This window comes from Streptomyces sp. NPDC048106, assembly GCF_040706415.1.
Lineage (GTDB): Bacteria > Actinomycetota > Actinomycetes > Streptomycetales > Streptomycetaceae > Streptomyces.
Genome location: NZ_JBEZND010000052.1, coordinates 13,965 through 36,501 on the forward strand (window position 1 = coordinate 13,965; position 22,537 = coordinate 36,501).

Below are 22,537 nucleotides of genomic sequence, written 5' to 3' on the forward strand. Positions count from 1 at the left end.
TCATGCGCGACCCTCTCCGGCTCCCCTCGTCCCCGGGCTTCTGGCGCAGCCCGCTGCGCGGACCCTGGCTCACCTCGGTGCTCGGCCTCGTCCTGCTCGCCGGTGTCACCGTGCTGTTCGCGACCGGCCTGGTGTCGTACGCCGCCTACAACCCGAACCTGTCCCGGGTGAACGACACGACCCCGGACAAGGGCCTGCTCGGCTTCTACCTCTTCGCCTGGCCGACCGGCCCGGTGTGGCTGTACCGGCTCACCCAGGGCGTCCACGTGACCCTCGGCATCACCCTGATCCCGGTCCTGCTGGCCAAGCTGTGGTCGGTGGTGCCGAGGCTGTTCACCCTGCCGCCGGCCCGCTCCGTCGCCCACGCCCTGGAGCGGATCTCGCTGTTGCTGCTGGTCGGCGGCGGGCTGTTCGAGTTCACCACCGGGGTGCTCAACATCCAGCTGGCCTACGTCTTCCCGGGCTCCTTCTACCCGCTGCACTTCTACGGCGCCTGGGTGTTCTTCGCGGCCTTCCTCGCCCACGCGGTCCTGAAGGCACCGACGGCCGTGCGCGCCGTACGAGGGCGGCGGGCCGAGGAACGGTACGGCCCGGGTTCCCTGGTCTCCCCGCGCCCCGCCGCGCCCACCGTCTCCCGGCGCGGCGCGCTCGGCCTGGTCGGCGGCGGCGCGCTGCTGCTGTTCCTCACCACGGTCGGCCAGAGCCTGGGCGGACCGCTGCGCCGTACGGCCCTGCTCGCGCCGCGCGGCCCGGCCGACCCGAACGGCGGTCCGAACGGCTTCCAGATCAACAAGACCGCCGCATACGCCGGGATCACCCCGGCCGACACCCACGAGGACGCCTGGCGCCTGGTCGTCACCGGCCGCACCGGCACCGTCCGGCTCAGCCGGGCCCAGTTGCTCCGGCTCCCTTCGCACAGCGTGTCGCTGCCGATCGCCTGCGTGGAGGGCTGGTCGACCGCCGACCAGTGGTGGCGCGGCGTGCGGCTGCGCGATCTCGCCGGGCTGGTGGGATACGACGGCCACGCCGCCGCTGTGCCCGACGTGCTTGTGGAGTCGCTGCAACGGCACGGCGCGTTCCGGCGCGCGGCCCTGCGCGCCAACCAGGTGGCCGACCCGCGCTCCCTGCTCGCCCTCTACGTCAACGGCGAGGAACTCTCCGCCGACCACGGCCACCCGGCGCGCGTCATCGTGCCCGCCGCGCCCGGCGTGCTCAACACCAAGTGGGTGGCCCGGCTGACCTTCGGAGACCTGTGATGAAGCCGTCCCGGCCGCGCCTGCCGCTCGGCAGCCCCCGCCAACTGCTTCTGCTCGCCTGCTCGTTCACGCTCGCGGTGTACGCCGGTGTCCGGCTGCTGGCCGGTGACTGGCTCGCGGTGGCGCTGTGGATCGTGGGCGCGGCCCTGCTGCACGACCTGGTGCTGCTGCCGCTGTACTCGGCCGCGGACCGGGCGCTGGTGCGCGGGCTTGGGGCGGTGGGGCGGCGCGCGTGGACGCCGTACGTGCGGGTGCCGGCCGCGCTGTCCGGGTTGCTCCTGCTCGTCTGGCTCCCGCTGATCAGCGGGAGCCAGACGGGGCGCTACCGGTTGACCACGGGGCTGTCCCCGGACGGCTTCGCCGCCCGGTGGCTGCTGATCACGGCCGTCCTGTTCGGGGGCTCGGCGCTGCTGTGGGCGTGGCGGGCGCGGCGCCGGCCGCAGGGCGGGTGACGCGGCCCGGAACCGGCTTCAGCGCGAGGTGTACTGGGCCAGCCGCGCGGCGAACCTTCCGTGCGGGGCCAGCGCGGCGACGGCGCGGGCGTCGGCGGCGGCATCGACGTCCCTCAGCCGGGGCAGTTCCCGAACCCGCAGTCCCGCCTCCCGCAGCCGCGCCCGCTGGGCGGCACCGGTCACCGGCGTCGACATGGGAACGCCCCGCAGCAGCGCCGGATCGGGCGCGGCGAGCCCGAGCGCCCACCAGCCGCCGTCCTCCGCCGGGCCCAGATACGCGTCGCACCCCGCGAAGTCCACCGTGAGCAGCGCGGGTGTCACCTGCGGGGTGTCCATGCCGATCAGCAGGGCCGGGCCGTGGCAGTGGGCGAAGGCGTCCGCCAGGCGCTCGTCGAGGCCGCCCGCGCACTGCGGCAGCACCTCGAAGCCCGGCGGCAGCCAGGCGCCCGGTGTGCCGTCCAGCACGAGGACCCGCCGGTCCGCGGGAGCGGCCGCCACCGCGTCCAGGGTGTCGGTGAGCGCCGCCTCGGCGAGGCCCGCCGCCTCGGCGGGGGTGAACGGCGGGGTCAGCCGCGTCTTGACCCGTCCCGGTCGGGGCTCCTTGGCGATGACGAGCAGCGTGGTCACCGCTCCGCCCGGGGGCCGGCGAGCACCCTGCGCATGTCCCGCGCGGCCTGCCAGGTGCCGGTCCAGGTGCCGGTCACCTTGGACAGGCCGGTGCGCGGCAGGTACGGCACGTCGTGCTCGCTGATCCGCCACCCGGCGTCGGCGGCCCGCACCACCATCTCCAGCGGGTAGCCGCTGCGCCGGTCGGTGAGGTCCAGCGCGAGCAGCGCCTCCCGGCGGGCGGCGCGCAGCGGACCGAGGTCGTGCAGGCGCAGCCCCGTGCGGCGGCGCAGCAGCCGGGCCAGCGCGAGGTTCCCGGCGCGGGCGCGCACCGGCCAGGCGCCCCGGCTCACCGGCCGCCTCCGGCCGAGCACCAGGTCGGCCCGCCCCTCGCGCACCTCCCGCACGAAGGGCACGAGGAGCGCGGGGTCCAGGGAGGCGTCGCAGTCGCAGAAGCAGACGATGCCGGCGGTGGCGGCGGTCAGCCCGGTGTGGCAGGCGGCGCCGAAGCCGCGCCGGGGCTCGTCGAGCACGGTGGCGCCCAGCGCGCGGGCGATCCGGGCCGAGCCGTCGCTGGAGCCGTTGTCGACGACGAGGGCCCGCCAGCCGGCCGGGATCCGGCCGAGCACCCAGGGCAGCGCCTCGGCCTCGTCCAGGCAGGGCAGCACCACGTCGACGTCCGGAGAAGGGGTCGTCACAGCCCTCACCCTACGAATGTGAACCGGACATTCAGGACTTTCCGTCCCCGCGAAACGCGGACACCGCCCCGACCGCCGTCCCACCGACGGGCGCGGTGCTCACCCCTCCCGGAGCCCGTCCCGCGCGAACTCCCTTACCCCGTCCTCGAATCCGACCCGTGGCCGCCACCCCAGCGCGGCCCGCAGCCGGGAGGAGTCGGCGGTGACGTGCCGTACGTCCCCCAGCCGGTACTCCCCGGTGACCACCGGCTCCGGGCCGCCGCATGCCCCGGCGAGCGCCTTGGCCAGTTCGCCGACGGTACGGGGCTCACCGCTGCCGGTGTTGTACACCGTGAGCGCGCCCGGCGCGGCCTCCCCCTCCAGCGCGGCCACGTTCGCCGCGGCCACGTCCCGGACGTGCACGAAGTCCCGCCGCTGGCGGCCGTCCTCGAAGACCCGGGGGGCCTCGCCGCGGGCGAGGGCGGAGCGGAAGAAGGAGGCGACCCCGGCGTACGGGGTGTCGCGGGGCATCCGCGGGCCGTACACGTTGTGGTAGCGCAGGCAGACCGCGCCGCCGCCCTGGGCCCGGGCCCAGGCGGCGGCCAGGTGCTCCTGGGCGAGCTTGGTCGCCGCGTACACGTTGCGGGGATCGGCCGGGGCGTCCTCCCCGACCGGGCCGGGGGACAGCTCCGTCCCGCACGCCGGGCACCGCGGCTCGAACCGGCCCGCGTCGAGGTCGGCCACGGCGCGCGGGCCCGGGCGTACGACACCGTGGCGCGGGCACGTGTACCGGCCCTCGCCGTACACGACCATGGATCCGGCGAGGACCAGGCGCCGTACCCCGGCCGCCGCCATCGCGGCGACCAGCACGGCCGTGCCCAGGTCGTTGCGCGAGACGTACTCCGGGGCGTCGGCGACGCCGTTGCCGAGCCCGACCATCGCCGCCTGATGACATACGGCGTCCACGCCTGCCAGCGCCCGCGCCACCGCCCGCGCGTCCCGCACGTCCGCGCCGGGGTCCACACGGACGTCGTACACCACCGGCTCGTGCCCCCGCGACCGCAGCGCCTCGACGACATGGGACCCGATGAACCCGGCGCCGCCGGTGACCAGTACGCGCATACGGCCACGCTAGGGCCTCTCGGTTGGATCATGCCGGGCTCGCGGGCCCCGGCACCGCGCCTCGCGGCGTTGTCGTCGGTTGCCATGGCTCCGCCATGTCGCCCTCCTCCGCCTTGCGATGCACGGCACCGGACCCCGCTCCCTGATCCGGCCTGATCCAAACGAAAGGCCCTAGAGGTGACCCGGGCCGCGCCCCCGTCACGAGGCCGTACGTGGTCGCTCAGCCGATGCAGAGCACCAGCACGCAGAGCTGCTCCGGCGAGGTCGAGGCGCGGGCCGGGGTGCTGGGGGTGGTGGCCTGGTCCGAGCCGCCGGTGGCGGGCGCCGGGGCGGGGGTGGACGGCGCCGAGGGGGCGGGCGTGCTGGTGCTGCCGGTCGCCGGGGACGCCGGGGTGGGCGTGGACGCGGGCTGCGCGGCGGTGACCGGGGTGGCGGGTGCGGCGGCGTCCGGGCGCGGGTCCGACGGTGCCGTGCGGCGGTGGGTCACGGGGGTCTGGCGTACCGCCGGGGCCGCGCCGCCCGGTGTGCGGGTCGTCGGGGTGGCGTGGTGCGCCGGGCTGGTGCTGGGCGCGGCCGATGGTCCGGGGTCCTGGCCGGGTGCCTCGGGCCGCGTCGCGGTGCCCATGGCGCCATCGTCGGGCAGCGCGGCCGCCTGTGCCCGGCCGGCGGTGTGCCGGTCCATGGAGGCGAGGGTCAGGCCGCCCCCGACGAGGGCGACGGCGGTGGCGACCACGGCCCGGCGCTGGTTCTTCTTCCAGCGGGCCTGCTGGCGCCTGCGCGCCGCCCGGCCCTCCCGCACCGGCGGCGCGTCGTCGACATCGGCGGACGCGCCGGCGGTCGTGGACGGTTCACCGGGGAAGGGACCCGGGGCAGGCTCGAAGTCGGGCCGGAACGGGTCCGGCGCGGGTTCGAACCCGGATGAGAAGGCGGTCGTTCCGGGCCCCGCGGCCACCGGACCGTCGTGGCGGAGGGTGCCGGGCGGGGCGATGTCCGGGGCGTAGGCGCCGCAGCCGGGGCACACCAGCGCGCCGTTGAGGTGCCGACGGCACTCGGAGCAGTAGTCCATCTGCGTCTTCCGGTCTTCCCTGTTCGGTTGTGCCGTCGGCCCACCCGGGCCACGGCCTGGTCGCGTTCGTACGAGGGATCGAGCGGCCAGTCACGCTAACGGGGCTATCGAAAGGCTGTGTGCAGTCGGTGTGTCGCTCCTGCGCAGATTCTCCGGGAGTCGTGCGCGGGTGTGCGCGGACGCCCGCCGTCCGGCCCGGCCCGGCGGCGTCCGCCGGGCCGGGGGTACCGGTCAGTCGGTGGTCAGCAGGCGTCGTACGACGTAACCGGCGGAGTCCACGCCTGAGGTGCCGCCCTCGACCAGGGCCGCGACCGCGATGTGCGAGTCGTAGGCGGTCAGCCAGCCGTTGGTGTGGTCGCCCTCCTCGGCGGTGCCCGTCTTGGCGCCGACACCGGCGAGGCCGCCGAGGCGCGGCGCGGCGGTGCCCCCGGTGGCGGTCGCGCGCATCATCGACTGGAGGTAGCCCGCCGTGCGGGGCGAGATGGCCTGCGGGGCGCTCTCCTGCCGCTGCCCCGGCAGGATGACGGGCTGCCGGAAGCCGCCGTTGCGCACGGTGGCCGCCACGGACGCCATGAACACCGGGGTGGCCGACACCCTGCCCTGCCCGATGAACTGGGCCGCCTGGTCGCCGCCCTGCGCGTCCACCGGGATGCTCGGGTCGGTGGTGGCGACCCCGCCGCCGATGGACCAACTGCCCATGCCGAAGACGTTCACGGCCTCGTCGTGCAGGGCGGAGGCGTCACCGCCGTGCACCAGGTAGTGGAACCCGTCCTTGATGAAGGAGGTGTTGCACGACACGGCGAAGGCCTGCGCGATGCTGGAGCCCGGGTTCGGCCGCACCCCCGGGTCGTTGTGGAAGAGCTGGCTGTTGGCCATCAGCGAGTCGGTGCACGGCGCCGGACTGGCCGGGGTGAGGCCCGCCTTGTCGAACAGGGCCGCCGACGTGATGATCTTCATGGTGGAGCCGGGGGACTTGATGCCGTTGATGGCGATGTCCCCGTCCTCGCCGGTGTGCGCGACCGCCAGGATGTGGCCGTTGCTCCAGTCGAGGGCCACCGAACCGGCGGGCCTGCCCTGGAGGTGCGGGTCCTTCACCGCCTCCTCGGCCGCCGACTGGAGCCGGGCGTCGATCGTCGTCCTGATGACCGGGGCGGTGCCCTTCTTGAACGTCTTCAGCGTCTTCACGCCCGCGCCCTCGGCGTCGACGACGGCCACCCCGGTGCCGGGGTGGCCACCGGTCGCCGTGCCGTTCTGCCGGATCGTCGTCACGATGTCCCGCAGCGAGTCGAACCCGGACAGGTCCGTCTTGCCGTCGCCGGCCACCACCTTCGCGTCGCTCGCCCCCTCGGGCAGCGTGCCCGCGGTCAGCGACTGGCCGTCCCCGAGGCCCGGGTACAGCACCGAGTTGTTCCAGTGCACCGCGGCGGCGCCGTTGGTGCTCTTGCGCACGGCCACCGCGCTCGGATAGCTCCAACTGCCGCCCGCCACCTGAGCGGTGACGGTGAAGGTGACCTTCGTGGCCCCGGGCGTCGCAGCCGACGGACCGGCCGCGAGGATCTCGCCGAACGTCACCTTCTTCAGGTGCAGGCCGTCCTTGTACTGGCGCAGGGCCTGCGCGGCGGCGTCCGGCGCGTCGGTCTCCCCGGCCGCGCCGCCGAGGTTCTGCCCGGACCAGTGGTCGAGGAAGGCCCGGGTCAGTTTCACCGCCTCGGTTCCGGAGGGCGGCGTGGTCGACGCCGCCGACGGGTCGAATCCCGCGGCCTGGGTCCGGTCCCCGGACGTGCCGCCGTTCAGCCCGTGCAGGAGGTTGTAGGCGCCTATTCCCCCCAGAACGAGCAGCGCGGTGGACGTACCGGCAATGCCGATCTTCACAGCTCTGTTCATGCGACGGATCGTATGTACGTTCCATGAAGTGACGAGGACTCTACGGCGCGATCGTTACCGGAATGTCAATACGGACCGCTCAAAAATCCGGTGTGGCGGGACCGGTCGGGTCCAGCGGTGTCATCGCCCCGGCCGTCGGACGATTAAACCGGGCGATACTGGTGTAAAAGTGTGACTGATGGAACCAGCGCGCAAGAGCGACACCGCAGCCACGTCCGTGGGGTCGGCGGACTCCCTCGACGCGTCCACCGACGCGGCGGCGGTGATCTCGCGCGAGGGCGCGGTGGTCGGCTGGACCCGCGGCGCCGAGGCGCTGCTCGGTTACGCCGCGCCGGAGATGACCGGCGCCCCCGCCGGCCGCCTCCTCGCCGTGCCCGAGGACCCCGCGCGGGTCCGCGGCATCGCCGAGCGCTGCCGCGCCGGAAACGGCTGGAGCGGGACCATCCGGCTGCGGCACCGGGACGGCCACCCGCTCGACGTCCTGCTGCGCGTCTCGGCCTCCTTCCCCATGGGCGGACGGGACTGCTTCCTGGTGTCGGCGCGCGAACAGCGCGCGGAGTGGACGATGGCCGGGTCCGTCCTCGACGGCTTCCTGACCCGCTCACCGGTCGGCATGGCCGTCCTGGACCGCGACCTGCGCTACGTGTGGGTGAACGACACCCTGGAACGGCTCGGCGGGGTGCCCCGGGAGCAGCGGCTGGGACGGCGGCTCAGCGAACTGCAGCCGGGGCTGGAGGGTGAGTCCCTGGAAAAGATCATGCGCAAGGTGCTCGCCACCGGAGTGCCCGCCACCGACTACGAGTGCGCCGGATGGAGCTGGGCCGACCCGCACCGCAGGCACGCCTACTCGGCGTCGTTCTTCCCCCTGGTGGACGCCTCCGACACCATCACCGGCATCTGCTACATGGTCCTGGACGCCACCGAACGCTGGTCCGCCCGCCGGACCCTGTCGATGGTCAACGAGGCCGGCACCAGCATCGGCACCACCCTCGACGTGCGGCGCACCGCCGAGGAACTGGCCGGCTTCGCCGTCCCGCGCTTCGCCGACTTCGTCGCCGTGGACCTGCTCGAACCCGTGCTCGGCGGCGAGGAGCACGCGGACCGGCCCGGCGACGGCGGGACCGTGCCCCCCGGGCCCGTGCTGCGCCGGGCCGCCCTGCGTTCGGTGCGCGAGGGCTGCCCGGAGGCCGTCTACCGGGTGGGCGACCGGGTCGGGTTCCTCGGCCCGCCGTACGACGCCAGGACGCTCGTGAAGGGCGAACCGCTGTTCATCCCGGTCCTCGACCCGGAACAGGGCCCCTGGGTCAACGCCGAGCCGCTGCGGGCCGACCGCATCCGCGAGTTCGGCATGCACTCGCTGATCTGCGTACCCATGCGGGCCCGCGACACCGCGCTCGGCATCGCCACCTTCGCCCGGACGGACAACCCGGCCCCCTTCGGCCCGGACGACGTGCTGCTGGCCCGGGAACTGGTGGCACGGGCGGCGGTCTGCCTCGACAACGCCCGCCGCTACACCAGGGAGCACGCGGCCGCCCTCACCCTGCAACGCAGCCTGCTGCCCCCCGCCCTGACCGGGGGCACCGCGCTGGACGTGGCCTCCTCCTACCTGCCGGCCGACACGGACGGCGGCGTCGGCGGCGACTGGTTCGACGTGATCCCGCTGTCCGGGGCGCGGGTCGGGCTCGTCGTCGGGGACGTGGTGGGCCATGGCATCACCGCCGCCGCGAGCATGGGAAGGCTGCGCGCGGCCGTACTGACCCTCGCCGACATGGAACTGCCCCCCGACGAACTCCTCGCTCACCTGGACGACCTCGTCCTGCGGCTGGGCGGCGAGGACACCGTCTCCGGCGCCGACGCCCGGGGCACCGCCGCCTTCACCGGGGCGACCTGCCTCTACGCCGTCTACGACCCCGTCACCCGGCGGTGCACCATGGCCCGCGCCGGCCACCCGCCGCCCGTGATCGTCCCCCCGGGCGGGCCCGCCTACTTCCCGGAGATCGCGGCCGGCCCTCCGCTGGGCCTGGGCGGCATGGCCTTCGAGGCCACGGAGATCGAGCTGGCCGAGCACAGCCTGTTCGGGCTGTACACCAACGGACTCCTCCAGGCCTGCGAGGACGTCGAGCGCGGCATGACCCGGCTCGCCGGGGTCCTCGCCCGCCCCGGGCCGGACCTCGGGGCCCTGTGCGCCGCCGCCGTACGCGACCTCGTCCCCGGGCCGCAGCCCGACGACATCGCCCTGCTCCTGGCCCGCACCCGCGCCCTCGGCGCCGACCACGCCGTCTCCTGGGACGTCCCCGACGACCCGGCCGCCGTCGGCGAGATCCGCACCCTGGCCGGCCGCCAGGTCGCGGAATGGGGCCTCGGGGAGCTCGTCATGACGACGGAACTCCTGGTGAGCGAGCTGGTCACCAACGCCATCCGCTACGCCGCCCCGCCCATCCGCGTACGACTCCTCCGTGACGCCCGCCTGACCTGCGAGGTCGCCGACGGCAGCAGCACCGCCCCCCGGCTCAGGCACGCCCGCAGTACCGACGAGGGCGGCCGCGGCCTGTTCCTCGTCGCCCAGCTGTCCCTGCGCTGGGGCGCCCGCTACACCGGCGACGGGAAGATCATCTGGGCCGAGCAGGAGATTCCTTAGGGACGGGCGGATGGTTCGGCCAGGGCGATCAGGGACGGTCCGAGGCGGGGGTTCCGTCGTCGGCGAGCAGACATGCCGCGAGGGCCGCCGTGTCGTCCTGCACGTGGTCGTGGCTGTACTCCAGCAGGTCCTGGTGGAGGCGTTCCAGCAGTTCGTGCGGGGCCAGCGGGCCGAAGGAGCGCAGGCGCCGCGCCAGGGGGTAGAAGGTGCCGGCGGCGTCCCTGGTCTCCGTCACGCCGTCCGTGTACAGCAGAAGCTGCTCGCCGGGCCGGAAGGGGTAACTGTCCACCCGGTGCGGCTCGGTGAGGAGCATGCCGAGGTTCAGCGGCGGACCCGAGCGCCCGCTGTCCAGCTCCCGCACCTCGTCGGCGCGGATCAGGAGCGGCGGCGGATGGCCGCAGTTGACGACCCGGACGAGCCGGCCGTCGGCGGGGATCTCGGCGAAGACCGCGGTGATGAACCGCTCGCCGGTCTCGCCGCCGCCGAGGTGCCTGGCCCGGCGCGTCATGCTGCGCTCCATGCGATGGGCGAGGGCCGCGAGATCGGGCTCGTCGTGGGCGGCCTCGCGGAACGCGCCGAGCAGCGCCGCGGCCGTCTCCACCGCGAGCAGGCCCTTGCCGCGCACGTCGCCGATGAGCAGCCGTACGCCGAACGCGGTGGGGACGGCCTCGTAGAGGTCGCCGCCGATGCGGGCCTCCGCGGCGGCGGACAGGTAGAGGCTCTCCAGGAGCAGGTTGCCGATCCGCTGCGGAAGCGGCCGCAGCAGTACGCGCTGCGCGATCTCGGCCACGAACCGCACGTCGGCCAGGGTGCGTTCACGGTGGATGCGGTGGGCGGCGAGGATCGTGCCGAGCGCGCCCACCAAGGCGGTGCAGACGTAGTCGGCGACGTAGTGGCGGTCCCACAGGTAGCCGACCGGCCGCCCCGCACAGCACGGCGTCCCGGCCAGGACCCCCTCCAGGACGATCGCGAACAGCGTGGCGCCCGCGACGACGGCGGGCCCGTGCGCGAACGCGGTCACCAGCGGCAGGGCCACCAGCAGAAAGCTCACCGGCCAGTCGACCGGTGTGAGCGGTTCCAGGATCAGTACGGCCGCGACGTAGCAGACCGGGAGCCAGCGCAGCCAGACCGCGGGCGGCGGTGGTCCGGTCCGTGTGGCGGCGACCTCCGGCCGGCGACGTGCACTTCGCACACGGGACTCCTGTCACACGGGCTGGACGAGGGTCCAGCCTCATGCGCGGGGCCACGCCGCACCGGCCATTGCTCCACTCAGCGGCATGTTCCGGTTCCCCGGGGCAGCCATGCCGCACCGGGGAACCGGACTGTCCGGCCGGGGAGACGGTTCACCAGTAGTGCCGTCGGCCGGCGACCGCGTGTCCCATCGACCCGAGGATCCACAGCACCGCGCCGACCACGAGGAGGATGATCCCGATGGTCCACAGGATGGATATCCCGGTGAGGAATCCGACGATGAGCAAGATGATGCCGAGGGCGATCATGACCCGCCTCCTGTCGACGAACTTTCCTGTCAACCGGGTGCCCCGAAGTGCACCGAGTCATCATCCGCGTTGCGAAATTCTGGGGCACGGCCGCCGGAGCCTGCCGCGCCGGACCCGCCGGTCAGTGCTCGGGCGCGCCCCGGCACAGGCCGTCCATGACCAGGTCGAGGAGCCGCGTGGCGCGCGGCCGCCAGTCCTCGCGGGGGTCGAGCTGCCACAGGCCGGCGATGGCGAGCAGGAAGTCGTCCGCGGTGACGCCGGGCCGGATGGTGCCGGCCTCCTCGTTGGCCCGCAGCAGCAGTTCGGCCGCGTCGGTCACCGGGGTGTGCGCGGGCCTGGCCGGGCCGCCCGGTGCGCCGGTGGCCTGCCGGATCGCGTCGGCCAGACCGGCCTTCGTCATGGCGAACTCGGAGAGCCGGTCCATCCAGGCGCGCAGGGCCTGCGCGGGCGGCCGGGTCTCGAGCAGCCGGGCCGCGCTGTCCGCGACCTGTCCCATCTCGTGGCGGTAGATCTCCAGGACCAGCGCCTCGCGGCTGGGGAAGTTGCGGTAGAAGGTGCCCTGGCCGACGCCGGCCTTGCGGGCGATGGTGCTCAGCGGGGCGCCCGCACAGCGGGACAGCTCGTCGAGGGCCACCGCCAGGATGCGCTCCCGGTTGCGCTGCGCGTCCGAGCGCCGTGGTGAGTCCTTCATGTGCGGCACCCGTCCTCCCCGAGGGTCGTGGCCGAACCTCGCCCTTGCTAAGCGGACAAGTGTCCGTTACGTTTCCGGGTAACGGACGGTTGTCCGGTTGATGTCCACGATAGCCGCGGAACCGCCGGCGCGGCAGCCACCCGGCCGCCGCCCCCTCTCCTTCGCGGACCGCACCCGCGCCGCGCGTCGCTGGTGCCCCGTCCGCTCCGTGTATCACCGTTCTCCACCCGACCATCCGGCACCCAACGGCTCCGCACACCCTTTGTTCTGGAAATGCGAAAGAAGCTGCCATGGCCTCCTCGACGTCCAGTGTCATCACCCTGCATGTCAACGGCGAGAAGTTCACGCTGCCCGTCGACCACCGCACCACCCTGCTCGACGCACTGCGCGAGCGCCTCACCCTGACCGGTACCAAGAAAGGCTGTGACCAGGGACAGTGCGGTGCCTGCACCGTCCTGTTGGACGGGCGCAGGGCGGTCGCCTGTCTGCAACTGGCCGTGGCGGCCGAGGGGCGGGAGATCACCACGATCGAAGGCGTCGCCGAGGGGGACCGGCTGCATCCCGTGCAGCAGGCCTTCCTCGAACTCGACGGCTACCAGTGCGGTTACTGCACCCCGGGGCAGATCTGCTCGGCGATCGGCGCGCTCCAGGAGCACGCGGAGGGCCGGCCGAGCGCCGTCACCGACGACATCCGGCCGGAGGCGGGACCGCCTCCGCTGACCGCGGAGGAGATCCGGGAACGCATGAGCGGCAACCTGTGCCGGTGCGGCGCCTACGTCGCCATCGTCGAGGCCGTGGCCAGGGCCGCGGCGGACGGCGAGCGCGCGGGTGCCGCGACCGATTCCGAGGAGGCAGTGGCATGAGGGAGTTCGACTACCGGCGGGCCACCGACGTCGCGGGTGCCGTCGCCCTGCTCGGCACCGGCCCGGACACCCGCTGCCTCGGCGGCGGCACCAATCTCGTGGACCTGATGAAGACGGGCGTCGAGCGCCCCGACCGACTCGTCGACATCCGTGAACTGCCCCTGGACCGGATCGAGTCGACCGAGGACGGCGGTCTGCGCATCGGCGCCACCGTCACCAACGCCGACCTCGCCGCCCACCCCGAGGTGCGCCGCCGCTACCCGGCGCTGGCCCAGGCCTTGCTGGCCGGTGCCTCCGGGCAACTGCGCAACATGGCGACGGTCGGCGGAAACCTGCTCCAGCGCACCCGCTGCGGCTACTTCGCCGATGTCAGCCGGCCCTGCAACAAGCGGATCCCGGGCAGTGGTTGCCCCGCCGTCGAGGGCGAGCACCACAACCACGCCATCCTCGGCGCCTCCGCCCACTGCGTGGCCGTACACCCCTCGGACATGGCCGTCCCGCTGACCGCCTTCGACGCCGTCGTGCGGTACGAAACGACCGACGGGCCGGGGGAGTTGCCGCTCGCGGAGTTCTACCTGCCGGTCGGTGACACCCCGCACCTGGAGACCGCGCTGCCGCCCGGGGCGCTGATCACCGAAGTCGTCCTGCCGCCCGCGCCGGTCGCCGCCCGCTCCCGCTACCGCAAGGTGCGCGAGCGTGCCTCGTACGCCTTCGCCATCGGCTCGCTGGCCGCCGCGCTCGACGTCCGCGACGGCGTCGTGCACGAGGCGCGGCTGGCCTTCGGCGCGGTCGCCTCCCGGCCGTGGCGGGCCCTGGCCGCCGAACGCGTGCTGACCGGGGCGCCGGCCGAGCCCGAGACCTATGCCGCCGCGGCGCGGGCCGAGCTGGCCGCGGCCCGCCCGCTGCCGCACAACGGATACAAGGTGACCCTGATGCGCAACCTCGTCGTGGCCGTGCTCACCGAACTCGCCGAGGAGGCCGCCCGATGACCACCGCCACCGCCACCGAGGCGGCCACCCGTGCGCCGTCCGTCGGTACCGCCCGCACCCGCGTGGAGGGCGTGGAGAAGGTCACCGGCGCCGCCCGTTACGCCGGCGAGATCCCCTTCGCCGGCCTCGCCCACGGCTGGCTGGCGCTCTCCACGGTCGCCCGCGGCCGCATCAGTGCCCTCGACACCGACGCGGTGCTCGCCATGCCGGGCGTCCTCGCGGTCCTCGACCACCGCAACGCGCTGCGCCTGAACACCGAGTACGTCGGCCAGATGGGCGTGCGGCCGGACCCGACCTGTGCCGTCTTCCAGCACGACCGGGTGCCGCACCTGGGCTGGCCGGTGGCGCTCGTCGTGGCCGAGACCTCCGAACAGGCGCGGGAGGCGGCCGAGTCGCTCGTGGTGCACTACGAACCGGAGCCCCACGACACCGACTTCACCGCGGACCACCCCGACGCCTACCCGGCGACCGGCATCATGCCCGCGGTCACGGAGAAGGGCGACATCGAGGCCGAACTCGCCGCCTCCGCCGTGGTGCTGGACGCCGAGTACACCACCCCCGAAGAGCACCACAACCCGATGGAGCCGCACGCGGCCACCGCCCACTGGGACGACGGCCGCCTTGAGGTGGTCGACTCCAACCAGGGCGCCAGCTGGGTCGTGGGCGAGCTCGCCAACCTCTTCTCGCTCGACCCGGCCACCGTGCGGGTGCGCTCCGAACACGTCGGCGGCGGCTTCGGCAGCAAGGGCGTGCGCGCCCACCAGGTGGCCGCCGCGATGGCCGCGAGCGTCCTGAAGCGCCCCGTGCGCGTGGTCATGACCCGCCGTCAGATGTTCACGCTGGCCGGCCACCGAAGCCCCACCGTGCAGCGGCTCAGGCTCGGCGCGGACGCCGACGGACGGCTGTGCGCCCTGGAACACCGCTCCCTCAGCGCCACCTCCACCGTGTACGAGTTCGTGGAGCCGAGCGCCGGGGCGGCACGGGTGATGTACGACGCCGACGCCCACCGCACCGAGAACCGCGTGGTACGGCTCGACGTGCCCAGCCCGACCTTCATGCGCGCCCCGGGCGAGGCGCCGGGGTCGTTCGCGCTGGAGTCGGCGATGGACGAACTCGCCGTCAAGTGCGGGCTCGACCCCATCGAACTGCGGCTGCGCAACGACGCGAAGCGCGGACCGGTCTCGGGCCTGCCGTTCGCGGGCCGCCGGCTGGCCGACTGTTTCCGGGAGGGCGCCCGCAGGTTCGGCTGGGCCGACCGCGACCCGCGCCCGGGGGCGCGCCGGGACGGCCGCTGGCTGCTCGGCACCGGCACCGCGGCGGCCTCCTTCCCGGCGGGCGCGGCACCGTCCACCGCGACCGTGACCGCGCACCCCGACGGCGACTTCACCGTCCGGATCGCCGCCGCCGACATCGGCACCGGGGCCCGTACGGCCCTCACGCTGGTCTCCGCGGACGCGCTGGGCGTGGCACCCGAGCGCGTCCGGGTCCGCATCGGCGACAGCGCCTTCGGACCGGCGATGTTCGCCGGCGGTTCCATGGGCACCCGCTCCTGGGCCTGGGCGGTCAAGGCGGCGGCCGGGGAACTGCGCGAGCGGCTGGCCCTCGGCGCCGACATCCCGCCAGAGGGGATCACGGTCCGGTCGGACACCACCGCGGCCATCGGCGCGCTCGCCGCCGCCGAACGGCACTCCTTCGGCGCCCAGTTCGCCGAGGTGGCCGTGGACGTCGGCACCGGCGAGGTGCGCGTGCGCCGGATGCTGGGCATCTTCGCGGCGGGCCGGATCATCAACCCGCTCACCGCGCGCAACCAGTTCCTCGGCGGCATGGTCTGGGGCATCTCCATGGCCCTGCACGAGGAGGCGCGCCGCGACCGCGCCTCGGGCGGCCTCGTCGGCGCCGATCTCGCCGGTTACCACGTCGCCGCCAACGCCGACGTCCCGCGCATCGAGGCCGACTGGATCGAGGACGTGGACCCGGACGACCCGGTCGGCGTCAAGGGCATCGGCGAGATCGGCGTCGTGGGCGCCGTGGCCGCCGTCGCCAACGCCGTCTGGCACGCGACCGGCGTTCGCCACCGCGACCTGCCGATCAGCCCGGACCGCGTCCTCACGGCGGGGGCGCCGGATGCTTGACCTGGCCCCGGAGCTGACCCGATGGCTGGCGGAGGGGCGGGAGTTCGCCGTCGCCACCGTGGTGTCCGTCGGCGGCAGCGCCCCGCGCGATGCCGGCGCCGCCCTCGCCGTCGACCGCGCGGGCACCGTCATCGGCTCGGTCTCCGGCGGCTGTGTCGAGGGCGCGGTCTACGACCTGTGCCAGGAGGCGCTGGCCGACGGGCGGAGCGTGGTCGAGCGGTTCGGGTACAGCGACGAGGACGCCTTCGCCGTGGGGCTGACCTGCGGCGGAGTGATCGACATCCTGGTCGTGCCGGTGGGCGCGCAGGCGCCCGTGCGGCCGGTCCTCGCCGCGGCCCTCGCCCTCGTCGCCTCGGGCGGGCCGGCGGCCCTCGTCCAGGTCGCCCGGGGCCCGGACGACCTGCTGGGCCGGGCCCTGCTGGTGCGGCCCGACGGCGCCCACGAGGGCACGCTCGGCGGCCACGCGGACCTCGACCGGACGGCCGCGGCCGAGGCGGGCGCCCTGCTGGAGGCGGGTCGCACCGGCACGGTGGAGGTCTCCGCGGACGGCTCGCACTGCCCCGGCGGCCTCACCCTGCTGGTCGAGTCCGACGTGCCGCCCCCGCGCATGATCATCTTCGGGGCGGTGGACTTCGCCTCGGCGCTCGCGCGGGCCGGCAAGTTCCTCGGCCACCATGTGACCGTCTGCGACGCCCGCCCCGTCTTCGCCACCCCGGCCCGCTTCCCCGACGCGGACGAGGTGGTGGTCGACTGGCCGCACCGCTATCTGCGGCGCACCGCGACCGACGCGCGGACCGTGCTGTGCGTGCTCACCCACGACGCGAAGTTCGACGTACCGCTGCTCAAGGTGGCCCTCGGCATGCCGGTGGCGTTCGTCGGCGCGATGGGCTCGCGGCGCACCCACGAGGACCGCGAGCGCCGGCTGCGCGCGGAGGGCGTGAGCGAGCGCCAACTGGCCCGGCTGCGCTCGCCGATAGGGCTCGACCTGGGCGCTCGTACCCCCGAGGAGACCGCCCTGTCGATCGCGGCGGAGATCGTCGCCGCCCGGCGGGGCGGCACCGGCGCGCCCCTGACCGGCGGCCGGGCGCCGATCCACCGGGACCGGCCGCCCGCCGTGGCGGCGGGGAGGTGAGCGGGGGCCGGCGGGTACAGTGGAAGCGGGTATTCATCGGTCGATGAATTACTGCTCCGGCGAAGGGCAGGACCGCGATGGACACGGCGGACAGGACCACGTGCTGTGTGGTGGGCGGCGGCCCCGCGGGCATGGTGCTCGCGCTGCTGCTGGCCCGCTCCGGCGTCGAGGTGACGGTGCTGGAGAAACACGCCGACTTCCTGCGCGACTTCCGCGGCGACACCGTCCACCCCTCCACGCTGGCGCTGCTGGACGAACTGGGCCTGGCCGAGCGGTTCGCCCGGTTGCCGCAGCGCCGGGTGCGCACCGTCCAGCTACCGGTCGACCCCGGCCGCCCGCAGGTCACGGTCGCGGACCTGTCGGTGCTGCGCGGCCCCTACAACTACGTGGCGATGGTGCCCCAGTGGGACCTCCTCGACCTGCTCGCCGACGAGGCCCGCCGCGAACCCTCCTTCCGGCTGCGGATGAACACGGAGGCCACCGGCTTCCTGACCGAGGCGGGACGGGTGACCGGGGTGCGCTACCGCACCGCCGACGGCGGCACCGGCGAACTGCGCGCCCTGCTCACCGTCGCCTGCGACGGCCGCGGCTCACTCGCCCGCGCCCGGCCGGAACTGGGACTGCACGGCTTCGCCTGCCCGATGGACGCCTGGTGGTTCCGGCTGCCGCGCCGCGAGGGCGATCCGCACGGACTGGTCGGCGGCGCGGGCGACCGCTTCCTCACCGCGATGATCGACCGCGGCGAGTACTGGCAGTGCGCCGCGCTCATCCCCAAGGGCACCGACGGCAGCCGCCGCGCCGCCGGACTCGACCGGTTCCGGGCCGAGTTCACCGCCGCCGTGCCCTGGCTCGGCGATCGCGCCGAGGCGCTGCGCTCCTGGGACGAGGTCAAGCTCCTCGACGTACGCCTCGACCGGCTGCGCCGCTGGCACCGGCCCGGACTGCTGTGCATCGGCGACGCGGCCCACGCCATGTCCCCGGTCTTCGGCATCGGCATCAACCTCGCGGTCCAGGACGCCGTGGCCACCGCCCGCCGGCTCGCCGGACCACTGCGCCGGGGCGCCGTGGGCGAGCGCGAGCTGCGCGGGGTGCAGCGCCGTCGGAGGCCCACGACGGTCGCCACCCAGACGCTCCAGCGACTCGCCCACGCCCGCGTCATCCGCCCCGTGCTGGAGGGCCGGCCGCCGCTCGGCAGCGCGGACCGGGCCCGTCGCGTCGCCCGGCTGCTCGCCGGATCACGGCGGTTGCGCCGGGTGCCCGCGTACTTCATCGCATACGGCGCCCGACGCGAACGGCCGCCCGCGGCGGCCGTCCGGAAGGAGGACCGCTCCGGCGGCGGCCGTGCCGACGGGGCGCCGTAGGCAAGCCCGGTAATCCATAACGATCTTGGCGTAGCCCTTGTGCGGGGGCCGAAGCCCCCTAGCCTCCGTGCATGGCTTTTCTCTCAAGTCGCCGCAGGAGAACGCGTCTGGCCCCGCAGCTGGACGACCAGGAGCTGGGCAGACTTCTCAGGTCCCTGCGGACGACGACCAGGACGGGCACGATCGCGACGACCGACCTGTGCGCGGCGCAGATCACCCGCCTCCTCGGCCAGGACCCGGCCGACTGGGACCGCCGCACCCACCGTATCGACGTCCTGGCAGGCTTTCTGACGGGGTCTCACCTGCCGCGCTCCTGGGCCGCGCGTGAACCGCGCAGCGCCGACGCCCTCGTGCTGCACGCCTGGACCCGGGTGGCCGAGGCCCGCGCCCAGGGCCGCCCGGAAGACGCCTCCGAGGCCACCGACCTCTGTCTGCGGGCCGCCGAGACAGCCCCCGACGACCCCACCCCCTGGGTCGTCCTGCTGGCGGTGGCCCGCCTCCAACGCTGGGCGCGGTCCCAGGCGTTCGGCGTGTGGAACGAGGTGCTCGCCCGCGACCGCTGGAACCGCGAGGCCCACCTCGTCATGCTCGGCTACCTCGGCCCCGAGGAAGGCGGCTCGCGCATCCAGGTCCTGGAGTTCGTGGACACCCTGCGCGCCCGCATGCCGGCGAACGCCCCCTGTGCCGGCGTCGAACTCACCGCCCAGGTCCTCCAGTACCACGCCGTCCTCGGCCGGGGCGGATTCGAGGCCCTGGTGGCACGCAACCACTGGTCCCACGCCATGGCCGCACAGGCCCTGGACCGCGTGGCCCATACCTGGCCCCAGCCGGGATTCCTCCGCCACGCCCGGGCCCTCGCCGACCTCAACCTGCTCGCCCACGCCCTGATGGCCGCCGCCGACCGCCGCCGCGAGGCCGCGCCGGTCTTCGAGGTCCTGGGCGGCGTCGTCACCCCCTGGCCCTGGAGCACCGGCGGCGACGCCCTCACCGAGTACGACCAGGCGCAGCGCAGGGCGACCGTCGGCCTGTGATCCGCGGCGTTTCGCCTGTGATGTCCCCCACCCACCCTTGCCGCGACGGAGAAGGGCTACCTAAGTTCGTACGTATGTCCGCTTGTGACCCCACCCCGCCCGCCCAGCCGGTCGAGTTCTCCGTCGACCTCACCGCCCACGAGATGCTCCGGCGCGCCCACGTCATGGACGCCGTCGGCCCCACGTGGGACCCCGTCAAGGCGCTGCGGGACGAGGACGCGGCCCGCGAACTGCTCTACTCCGGCCTCGACGCGGAGCAGCAGCGCGTCTACGACGAGCTGGTGGCCGCCGGTGTCCTGCCCGAGCGCGGAGACGGCCGTGCTACCGCTTGATCCCCACGCGGACATCGGCCGCCGTGCCTGGGTGACCTGCCCGAACTGCGCGGACCACCGCGGCTGCGCCACCTGCGAGGAACGCCGCAGGTGCTCGCGGCACTGGCGCTACCTGCTGTCGAACACCGGCAGCCTGCTCCACCTGCAGTGCCCGACCTGCACCCACGTCTGGGACCACGAGACCGGCTTCGGCGCCGCCCGCGGCCGCCGGAACCGCGCCTCGGAGGACCGCTGACGTCTGTCCGGCGGCCCGCGGCGGTGGTGCCTGCCGCCGGTGCCGCGCGCGGCCTGGTTCAGGCCGCGCGGGTGAAGACGGGGAGGTAGCCGAGGGACTGCCCGGAGGCGTTGGGGTGGTACGACTCCGTGAGGTCCAGCACCTCGACGCTGCGCAGCCACGGCCCCGCGGAACAGATCTCGTGCCCGGTGAACGCGGTCCGGGGGTCGGCGAACGCGAACCCGTGGCCGGTGGCATGCTTGGCGATCATGCCGTCGAGATGGTCGATGGCCGCGTTGAGCGCGGCCCGCTCCGTGTCGTCGAGGCCCCGCGAGCAGCTCCCGTGGAGCTGGTAGAAGTGCGGATAGCCGAGCACCACGACGCGGGCGCCCGGGGCCTTGCCCCTGATGGCCGAGTAGAGCCGGTCCAGGTCTCCGGGCAGCGTCTTGTCGACGTAGGCGCGCGCGGTGCCGACGGCGGTGAGGCACCCGGTGGTGCCGGGCAGCGCGCAGAGCGCCATCACCTTCGCCCAGCCGGCGTCACTGCCGCCGACGGTGAGGCTGACCAGGCGGGTACGGCCGTTCAGCGCCCCGAGCTGCTTCTTCAGCACGTCCCCGGTCTTGGCGCCGTTGCAGGCGGCGAAGGCGAACGAGGTGGCGTGGGCCGCGGCCCACAGCGCGGGGTACGCCCGGCCGCTGCGCAGACAGCTCGCGCCCTCGGTGAGGTAGTCGCCGGCGCCGACGCCGGCCGAGTAGGAGTCCCCGAGAGCCACGTAGTCCAGGGCCGCCCTGTTCGGCGCCGCCGGCGCCGTGGCGGGACCGGCGAGGGTGCAGGCGCCCGCGAGGAGCACCGCGGTGGCCCAGGACTGGATGCGGAACCGTCTCATGCCTCCCGTTTATCGCCGACCCACGCCCCCGCCGCCCCGTCACGCTCCGCCATGTTGACAGGGCGCCCCGCCGATGCGGCCCGCGGCAGCGCCTTGGCGCGGAAGGCCACCGGTACGGCGCCACGAGCCCTGCTGGGTGTCACCCCGTGGCCGGAGTTCACCCGAAGGGATGTCCCCCGTACGGCCGCATACGCCGCCCGCGCGCGGCATCGAGGCGCCGGGCCGGCGCCCCCTCCTCGGCGGTCCGGTGCAGCACGGTGCCGGCCGGGGCCTTCTCGACCGCGAGACGGAACGGCCGCGCGCCCCGGCCGGAACGATCCGATGCGTGAGGTGTGAGCGGCGGGGTATGCGCCTCCACCGGTCGGCTGAACGGCAAAGCAGGGCAATCCGTCACATGCTGCCCAGGGCTCGTCACCGGCCGTACAGAAAGGAGACGGTCATGATCAAGCTGGTACGGCACGCGGGCACGGTCGGCGCTTCGGTCGCGCTGGCCGGCGGGGCCCTGCTCGCCACCGCCGGGTCCGCGGCGGCGGCTCCGCCGAGCGCCTCGCACCTCCCCGCCCATGCCACCGCGAGCCGGAGCGGCGCCCCCGTGTGTTCCGGCCGCCGCGGCGCGCACCCGCTCGACTCCTGGATCGAGGGGCAGCCGGCGCGGTTCGACCCCGCGGCCAAGGGCCGGCTGGCCGTGTTCGACCCGTGGGTGAAGGACCAGCTGGCGCTGTACGCACCCGCTTCCTGCGGGCGACGCTGACGCCGAGTCGATGCTAGGAACCGGGGTAAATGGGTACATTCCGTACAGGTGTATCTAGGTGGCACGTACGTGTCACAGCCCGTCTCGGGGGCTCTGACCAGCATGTTTGCGGGCTCGGCGAGCAAGGGCCTCGGCCCTGCTGACCAGTGGTCGAAGGGATGCCGGTGATGAACGAGGACATGAGGAGCCCGCGCCCGGAACAGCCGCCGCCGGGGTCGGTCCCGCCCGGGACGGTCCCGCACGAGGCGGCCCCGCGCGCGCCGGTCTGGGCCGATCCCGCGCCCCTGGGCCTGGCCGCCTTCGCCCTGACGACTCTGCTGCTGTCGATCGTCAACACCAACCTGCTGAAGGAGGCCGCAGGCATCCTGCCGGTCCTGGGTCTCGCGGCCTTCTACGGTGGCCTCGCCCAGTTCGCCGCGGGACTCATGGAGTTCCGCCGGGGCAACACCTTCGGCGCGACGGCGTTCGTCTCCTTCGCCGCCTTCTGGCTGTCCTACTGGTGGATCGCGCCGCGGGTGGCGCTCGCCGGTGACGCGCACAACGCGCTGGGCCTGTTCCTGCTCGGGTGGGCGATCTTCACCGCCTACATGACCGTGGGCGCCCTGCGCGTCAGCCTCCCCGTGCTCGCGGTGTTCGTGCTGCTGACCCTGACCTTCCTCTTCCTGGCCATCGGGTCGTTCCAGGGAGGCGCCGGGCACGCGATGACCCATGTGGGCGGCTGGTTCGGCATCCTCACGGGGCTCGCCGCCTGGTACGCGTCGGCGGCCACCGTCATCAACGAGACGCACGGGCGCCCCGTACTCCCCGTCGGCCCGAGCCGGACCCCGCCGAGCGAGCGGGTGCGCCACGACGAGCGAGCCCTGTGAGGAGGGCGCCGTAACCGTCCCGCCCGTGGCGCCTTCCCGCCCGTGGTGGCCTTCCCGGCCGTCACGGGCGGTCGCGTGCCCGGAACAAT

General features: G+C 74.4%; 22 protein-coding genes. 13 read left to right on the plus strand and 9 right to left on the minus strand.

Going from position 1 to position 22,537, the window contains the following annotated elements:
- Nucleotides 1–2: 2 nt before the first annotated feature.
- Both AB0927_RS35605 and AB0927_RS35610 read left to right on the plus strand, forming a co-directional pair.
- Nucleotides 3–1,256 carry a molybdopterin-dependent oxidoreductase gene (locus tag AB0927_RS35605; protein ID WP_366671970.1) on the plus strand — a complete coding sequence of 418 codons (1,254 nt, stop codon included), beginning with the start codon at nucleotides 3–5 and terminating at the stop codon, nucleotides 1,254–1,256.
- On the plus strand, nucleotides 1,256–1,708 hold the full coding sequence (locus AB0927_RS35610) for a hypothetical protein (protein ID WP_366671971.1): 453 nt from the start codon (nucleotides 1,256–1,258) through the stop codon (nucleotides 1,706–1,708). The genes AB0927_RS35605 and AB0927_RS35610 overlap by 1 nt, the downstream gene beginning before the upstream one ends.
- Before the next feature lie 18 nt (nucleotides 1,709–1,726).
- Here AB0927_RS35610 and AB0927_RS35615 read toward each other — a convergent pair whose 3' ends face one another.
- From AB0927_RS35615 to AB0927_RS35635, 5 genes are all read right to left on the minus strand, one after another.
- Complete coding sequence (locus AB0927_RS35615) at nucleotides 1,727–2,335, minus strand: DUF2064 domain-containing protein (protein ID WP_366671972.1); 609 nt, start codon at nucleotides 2,333–2,335, stop codon at nucleotides 1,727–1,729.
- A complete protein-coding gene (locus AB0927_RS35620) occupies nucleotides 2,332–3,021 on the minus strand; it encodes a glycosyltransferase family 2 protein (protein ID WP_366671973.1) in 690 nt (229 codons plus the stop codon). Before AB0927_RS35620 ends, AB0927_RS35615 begins: the two co-directional genes overlap by 4 nt.
- A 90-nt stretch (nucleotides 3,022–3,111) precedes the next feature.
- Nucleotides 3,112–4,113, minus strand: coding sequence for an NAD-dependent epimerase/dehydratase family protein (locus AB0927_RS35625; protein ID WP_366671974.1), 1,002 nt, complete (start codon nucleotides 4,111–4,113; stop codon nucleotides 3,112–3,114).
- Nucleotides 4,114–4,333: 220 nt separating this feature from the next.
- On the minus strand, nucleotides 4,334–5,179 hold the full coding sequence (locus AB0927_RS35630) for a hypothetical protein (protein ID WP_366671975.1): 846 nt from the start codon (nucleotides 5,177–5,179) through the stop codon (nucleotides 4,334–4,336).
- A gap of 231 nt (nucleotides 5,180–5,410) precedes the next feature.
- Nucleotides 5,411–7,063, minus strand: a complete 1,653-nt coding sequence (locus tag AB0927_RS35635; RefSeq protein ID WP_366671976.1) for a penicillin-binding transpeptidase domain-containing protein — start codon at nucleotides 7,061–7,063, stop codon at nucleotides 5,411–5,413.
- Between the two features lie 178 nt (nucleotides 7,064–7,241).
- Between AB0927_RS35635 and AB0927_RS35640 the strand changes: the two genes are divergently transcribed.
- The gene (locus AB0927_RS35640; RefSeq protein WP_366671977.1) at nucleotides 7,242–9,701 is read left to right on the plus strand and encodes a SpoIIE family protein phosphatase; all 2,460 of its coding nucleotides are present in this window, start codon (nucleotides 7,242–7,244) and stop codon (nucleotides 9,699–9,701) included.
- Nucleotides 9,702–9,729: 28 nt separating this feature from the next.
- Here the strand turns inward: AB0927_RS35640 and AB0927_RS35645 are convergent, their stop codons facing one another.
- The 3 genes from AB0927_RS35645 to AB0927_RS35655 all read right to left on the minus strand — a co-directional run bounded on the left by AB0927_RS35645 (nucleotide 9,730) and on the right by AB0927_RS35655 (nucleotide 11,900).
- Nucleotides 9,730–10,893: a PP2C family protein-serine/threonine phosphatase gene (locus tag AB0927_RS35645; RefSeq protein ID WP_366671978.1), complete on the minus strand. Its 1,164-nt coding sequence runs from the start codon at nucleotides 10,891–10,893 to the stop codon at nucleotides 9,730–9,732.
- A 151-nt stretch (nucleotides 10,894–11,044) separates the two neighbouring features.
- A complete protein-coding gene (locus AB0927_RS35650; RefSeq protein ID WP_086807291.1) occupies nucleotides 11,045–11,200 on the minus strand; it encodes a DUF6131 family protein in 156 nt (51 codons plus the stop codon).
- 121 nt (nucleotides 11,201–11,321) lie between these two features.
- Nucleotides 11,322–11,900: a TetR/AcrR family transcriptional regulator gene (locus tag AB0927_RS35655; RefSeq protein WP_366671979.1), complete on the minus strand. Its 579-nt coding sequence runs from the start codon at nucleotides 11,898–11,900 to the stop codon at nucleotides 11,322–11,324.
- Between the two features lie 281 nt (nucleotides 11,901–12,181).
- Between AB0927_RS35655 and AB0927_RS35660 the strand changes: the two genes are divergently transcribed.
- The 8 genes from AB0927_RS35660 to AB0927_RS35695 all read left to right on the plus strand — a co-directional run bounded on the left by AB0927_RS35660 (nucleotide 12,182) and on the right by AB0927_RS35695 (nucleotide 19,966).
- Nucleotides 12,182–12,754: a 2Fe-2S iron-sulfur cluster-binding protein gene (locus tag AB0927_RS35660; RefSeq protein WP_366671980.1), complete on the plus strand. Its 573-nt coding sequence runs from the start codon at nucleotides 12,182–12,184 to the stop codon at nucleotides 12,752–12,754.
- Complete coding sequence (locus AB0927_RS35665; RefSeq protein ID WP_366671981.1) at nucleotides 12,751–13,743, plus strand: xanthine dehydrogenase family protein subunit M; 993 nt, start codon at nucleotides 12,751–12,753, stop codon at nucleotides 13,741–13,743. The genes AB0927_RS35660 and AB0927_RS35665 overlap by 4 nt, the downstream gene beginning before the upstream one ends.
- Nucleotides 13,740–15,875: a xanthine dehydrogenase family protein molybdopterin-binding subunit gene (locus AB0927_RS35670; protein WP_366671982.1), complete on the plus strand. Its 2,136-nt coding sequence runs from the start codon at nucleotides 13,740–13,742 to the stop codon at nucleotides 15,873–15,875. The genes AB0927_RS35665 and AB0927_RS35670 overlap by 4 nt, the downstream gene beginning before the upstream one ends.
- Nucleotides 15,868–17,007, plus strand: coding sequence for an XdhC/CoxI family protein (locus tag AB0927_RS35675; RefSeq protein ID WP_366671983.1), 1,140 nt, complete (start codon nucleotides 15,868–15,870; stop codon nucleotides 17,005–17,007). The genes AB0927_RS35670 and AB0927_RS35675 overlap by 8 nt, the downstream gene beginning before the upstream one ends.
- A gap of 77 nt (nucleotides 17,008–17,084) precedes the next feature.
- Nucleotides 17,085–18,368, plus strand: coding sequence for an FAD-dependent oxidoreductase (locus tag AB0927_RS35680; protein WP_366671984.1), 1,284 nt, complete (start codon nucleotides 17,085–17,087; stop codon nucleotides 18,366–18,368).
- Nucleotides 18,369–18,439: 71 nt separating this feature from the next.
- Nucleotides 18,440–19,399 carry a hypothetical protein gene (locus AB0927_RS35685; protein WP_366671985.1) on the plus strand — a complete coding sequence of 320 codons (960 nt, stop codon included), beginning with the start codon at nucleotides 18,440–18,442 and terminating at the stop codon, nucleotides 19,397–19,399.
- Between the two features lie 74 nt (nucleotides 19,400–19,473).
- A complete protein-coding gene (locus AB0927_RS35690) occupies nucleotides 19,474–19,731 on the plus strand; it encodes a DUF6400 family protein (protein ID WP_366671986.1) in 258 nt (85 codons plus the stop codon).
- Nucleotides 19,718–19,966: a hypothetical protein gene (locus AB0927_RS35695; protein ID WP_366671987.1), complete on the plus strand. Its 249-nt coding sequence runs from the start codon at nucleotides 19,718–19,720 to the stop codon at nucleotides 19,964–19,966. Before AB0927_RS35690 ends, AB0927_RS35695 begins: the two co-directional genes overlap by 14 nt.
- A 58-nt stretch (nucleotides 19,967–20,024) precedes the next feature.
- Here the strand turns inward: AB0927_RS35695 and AB0927_RS35700 are convergent, their stop codons facing one another.
- Nucleotides 20,025–20,831: an SGNH/GDSL hydrolase family protein gene (locus AB0927_RS35700; RefSeq protein WP_366671988.1), complete on the minus strand. Its 807-nt coding sequence runs from the start codon at nucleotides 20,829–20,831 to the stop codon at nucleotides 20,025–20,027.
- A 439-nt stretch (nucleotides 20,832–21,270) separates the two neighbouring features.
- Between AB0927_RS35700 and AB0927_RS35705 the strand changes: the two genes are divergently transcribed.
- On the plus strand, nucleotides 21,271–21,582 hold the full coding sequence (locus tag AB0927_RS35705; RefSeq protein WP_366671989.1) for a hypothetical protein: 312 nt from the start codon (nucleotides 21,271–21,273) through the stop codon (nucleotides 21,580–21,582).
- 167 nt (nucleotides 21,583–21,749) lie between these two features.
- On the plus strand, nucleotides 21,750–22,448 hold the full coding sequence (locus AB0927_RS35710) for an acetate uptake transporter (protein ID WP_366671990.1): 699 nt from the start codon (nucleotides 21,750–21,752) through the stop codon (nucleotides 22,446–22,448).
- Nucleotides 22,449–22,537: the final 89 nt, after the last annotated feature.

What these genes read in the sequence shown, in the direction of transcription:
- AB0927_RS35605 (WP_366671970.1), top strand. Translation starts at nt 3, where the DNA reads ATGCGCGACCCTCTCCGGCTCCCCTCGTCCCCGGGCTTCTGGCGCAGC.
- AB0927_RS35610 (WP_366671971.1), top strand. Translation starts at nt 1,256, where the DNA reads ATGAAGCCGTCCCGGCCGCGCCTGCCGCTCGGCAGCCCCCGCCAACTG.
- AB0927_RS35625 (WP_366671974.1), bottom strand. Translation starts at nt 4,113, where the DNA reads ATGCGCGTACTGGTCACCGGCGGCGCCGGGTTCATCGGGTCCCATGTC.
- AB0927_RS35630 (WP_366671975.1), bottom strand. Translation starts at nt 5,179, where the DNA reads ATGGACTACTGCTCCGAGTGCCGTCGGCACCTCAACGGCGCGCTGGTG.
- AB0927_RS35635 (WP_366671976.1), bottom strand. Translation starts at nt 7,063, where the DNA reads ATGAACAGAGCTGTGAAGATCGGCATTGCCGGTACGTCCACCGCGCTG.
- AB0927_RS35640 (WP_366671977.1), top strand. Translation starts at nt 7,242, where the DNA reads ATGGAACCAGCGCGCAAGAGCGACACCGCAGCCACGTCCGTGGGGTCG.
- AB0927_RS35650 (WP_086807291.1), bottom strand. Translation starts at nt 11,200, where the DNA reads ATGATCGCCCTCGGCATCATCTTGCTCATCGTCGGATTCCTCACCGGG.
- AB0927_RS35660 (WP_366671980.1), top strand. Translation starts at nt 12,182, where the DNA reads ATGGCCTCCTCGACGTCCAGTGTCATCACCCTGCATGTCAACGGCGAG.
- AB0927_RS35665 (WP_366671981.1), top strand. Translation starts at nt 12,751, where the DNA reads ATGAGGGAGTTCGACTACCGGCGGGCCACCGACGTCGCGGGTGCCGTC.
- AB0927_RS35670 (WP_366671982.1), top strand. Translation starts at nt 13,740, where the DNA reads ATGACCACCGCCACCGCCACCGAGGCGGCCACCCGTGCGCCGTCCGTC.
- AB0927_RS35675 (WP_366671983.1), top strand. Translation starts at nt 15,868, where the DNA reads ATGCTTGACCTGGCCCCGGAGCTGACCCGATGGCTGGCGGAGGGGCGG.
- AB0927_RS35680 (WP_366671984.1), top strand. Translation starts at nt 17,085, where the DNA reads ATGGACACGGCGGACAGGACCACGTGCTGTGTGGTGGGCGGCGGCCCC.
- AB0927_RS35685 (WP_366671985.1), top strand. Translation starts at nt 18,440, where the DNA reads ATGGCTTTTCTCTCAAGTCGCCGCAGGAGAACGCGTCTGGCCCCGCAG.
- AB0927_RS35690 (WP_366671986.1), top strand. Translation starts at nt 19,474, where the DNA reads ATGTCCGCTTGTGACCCCACCCCGCCCGCCCAGCCGGTCGAGTTCTCC.
- AB0927_RS35700 (WP_366671988.1), bottom strand. Translation starts at nt 20,831, where the DNA reads ATGAGACGGTTCCGCATCCAGTCCTGGGCCACCGCGGTGCTCCTCGCG.
- AB0927_RS35705 (WP_366671989.1), top strand. Translation starts at nt 21,271, where the DNA reads ATGATCAAGCTGGTACGGCACGCGGGCACGGTCGGCGCTTCGGTCGCG.
- AB0927_RS35710 (WP_366671990.1), top strand. Translation starts at nt 21,750, where the DNA reads ATGAACGAGGACATGAGGAGCCCGCGCCCGGAACAGCCGCCGCCGGGG.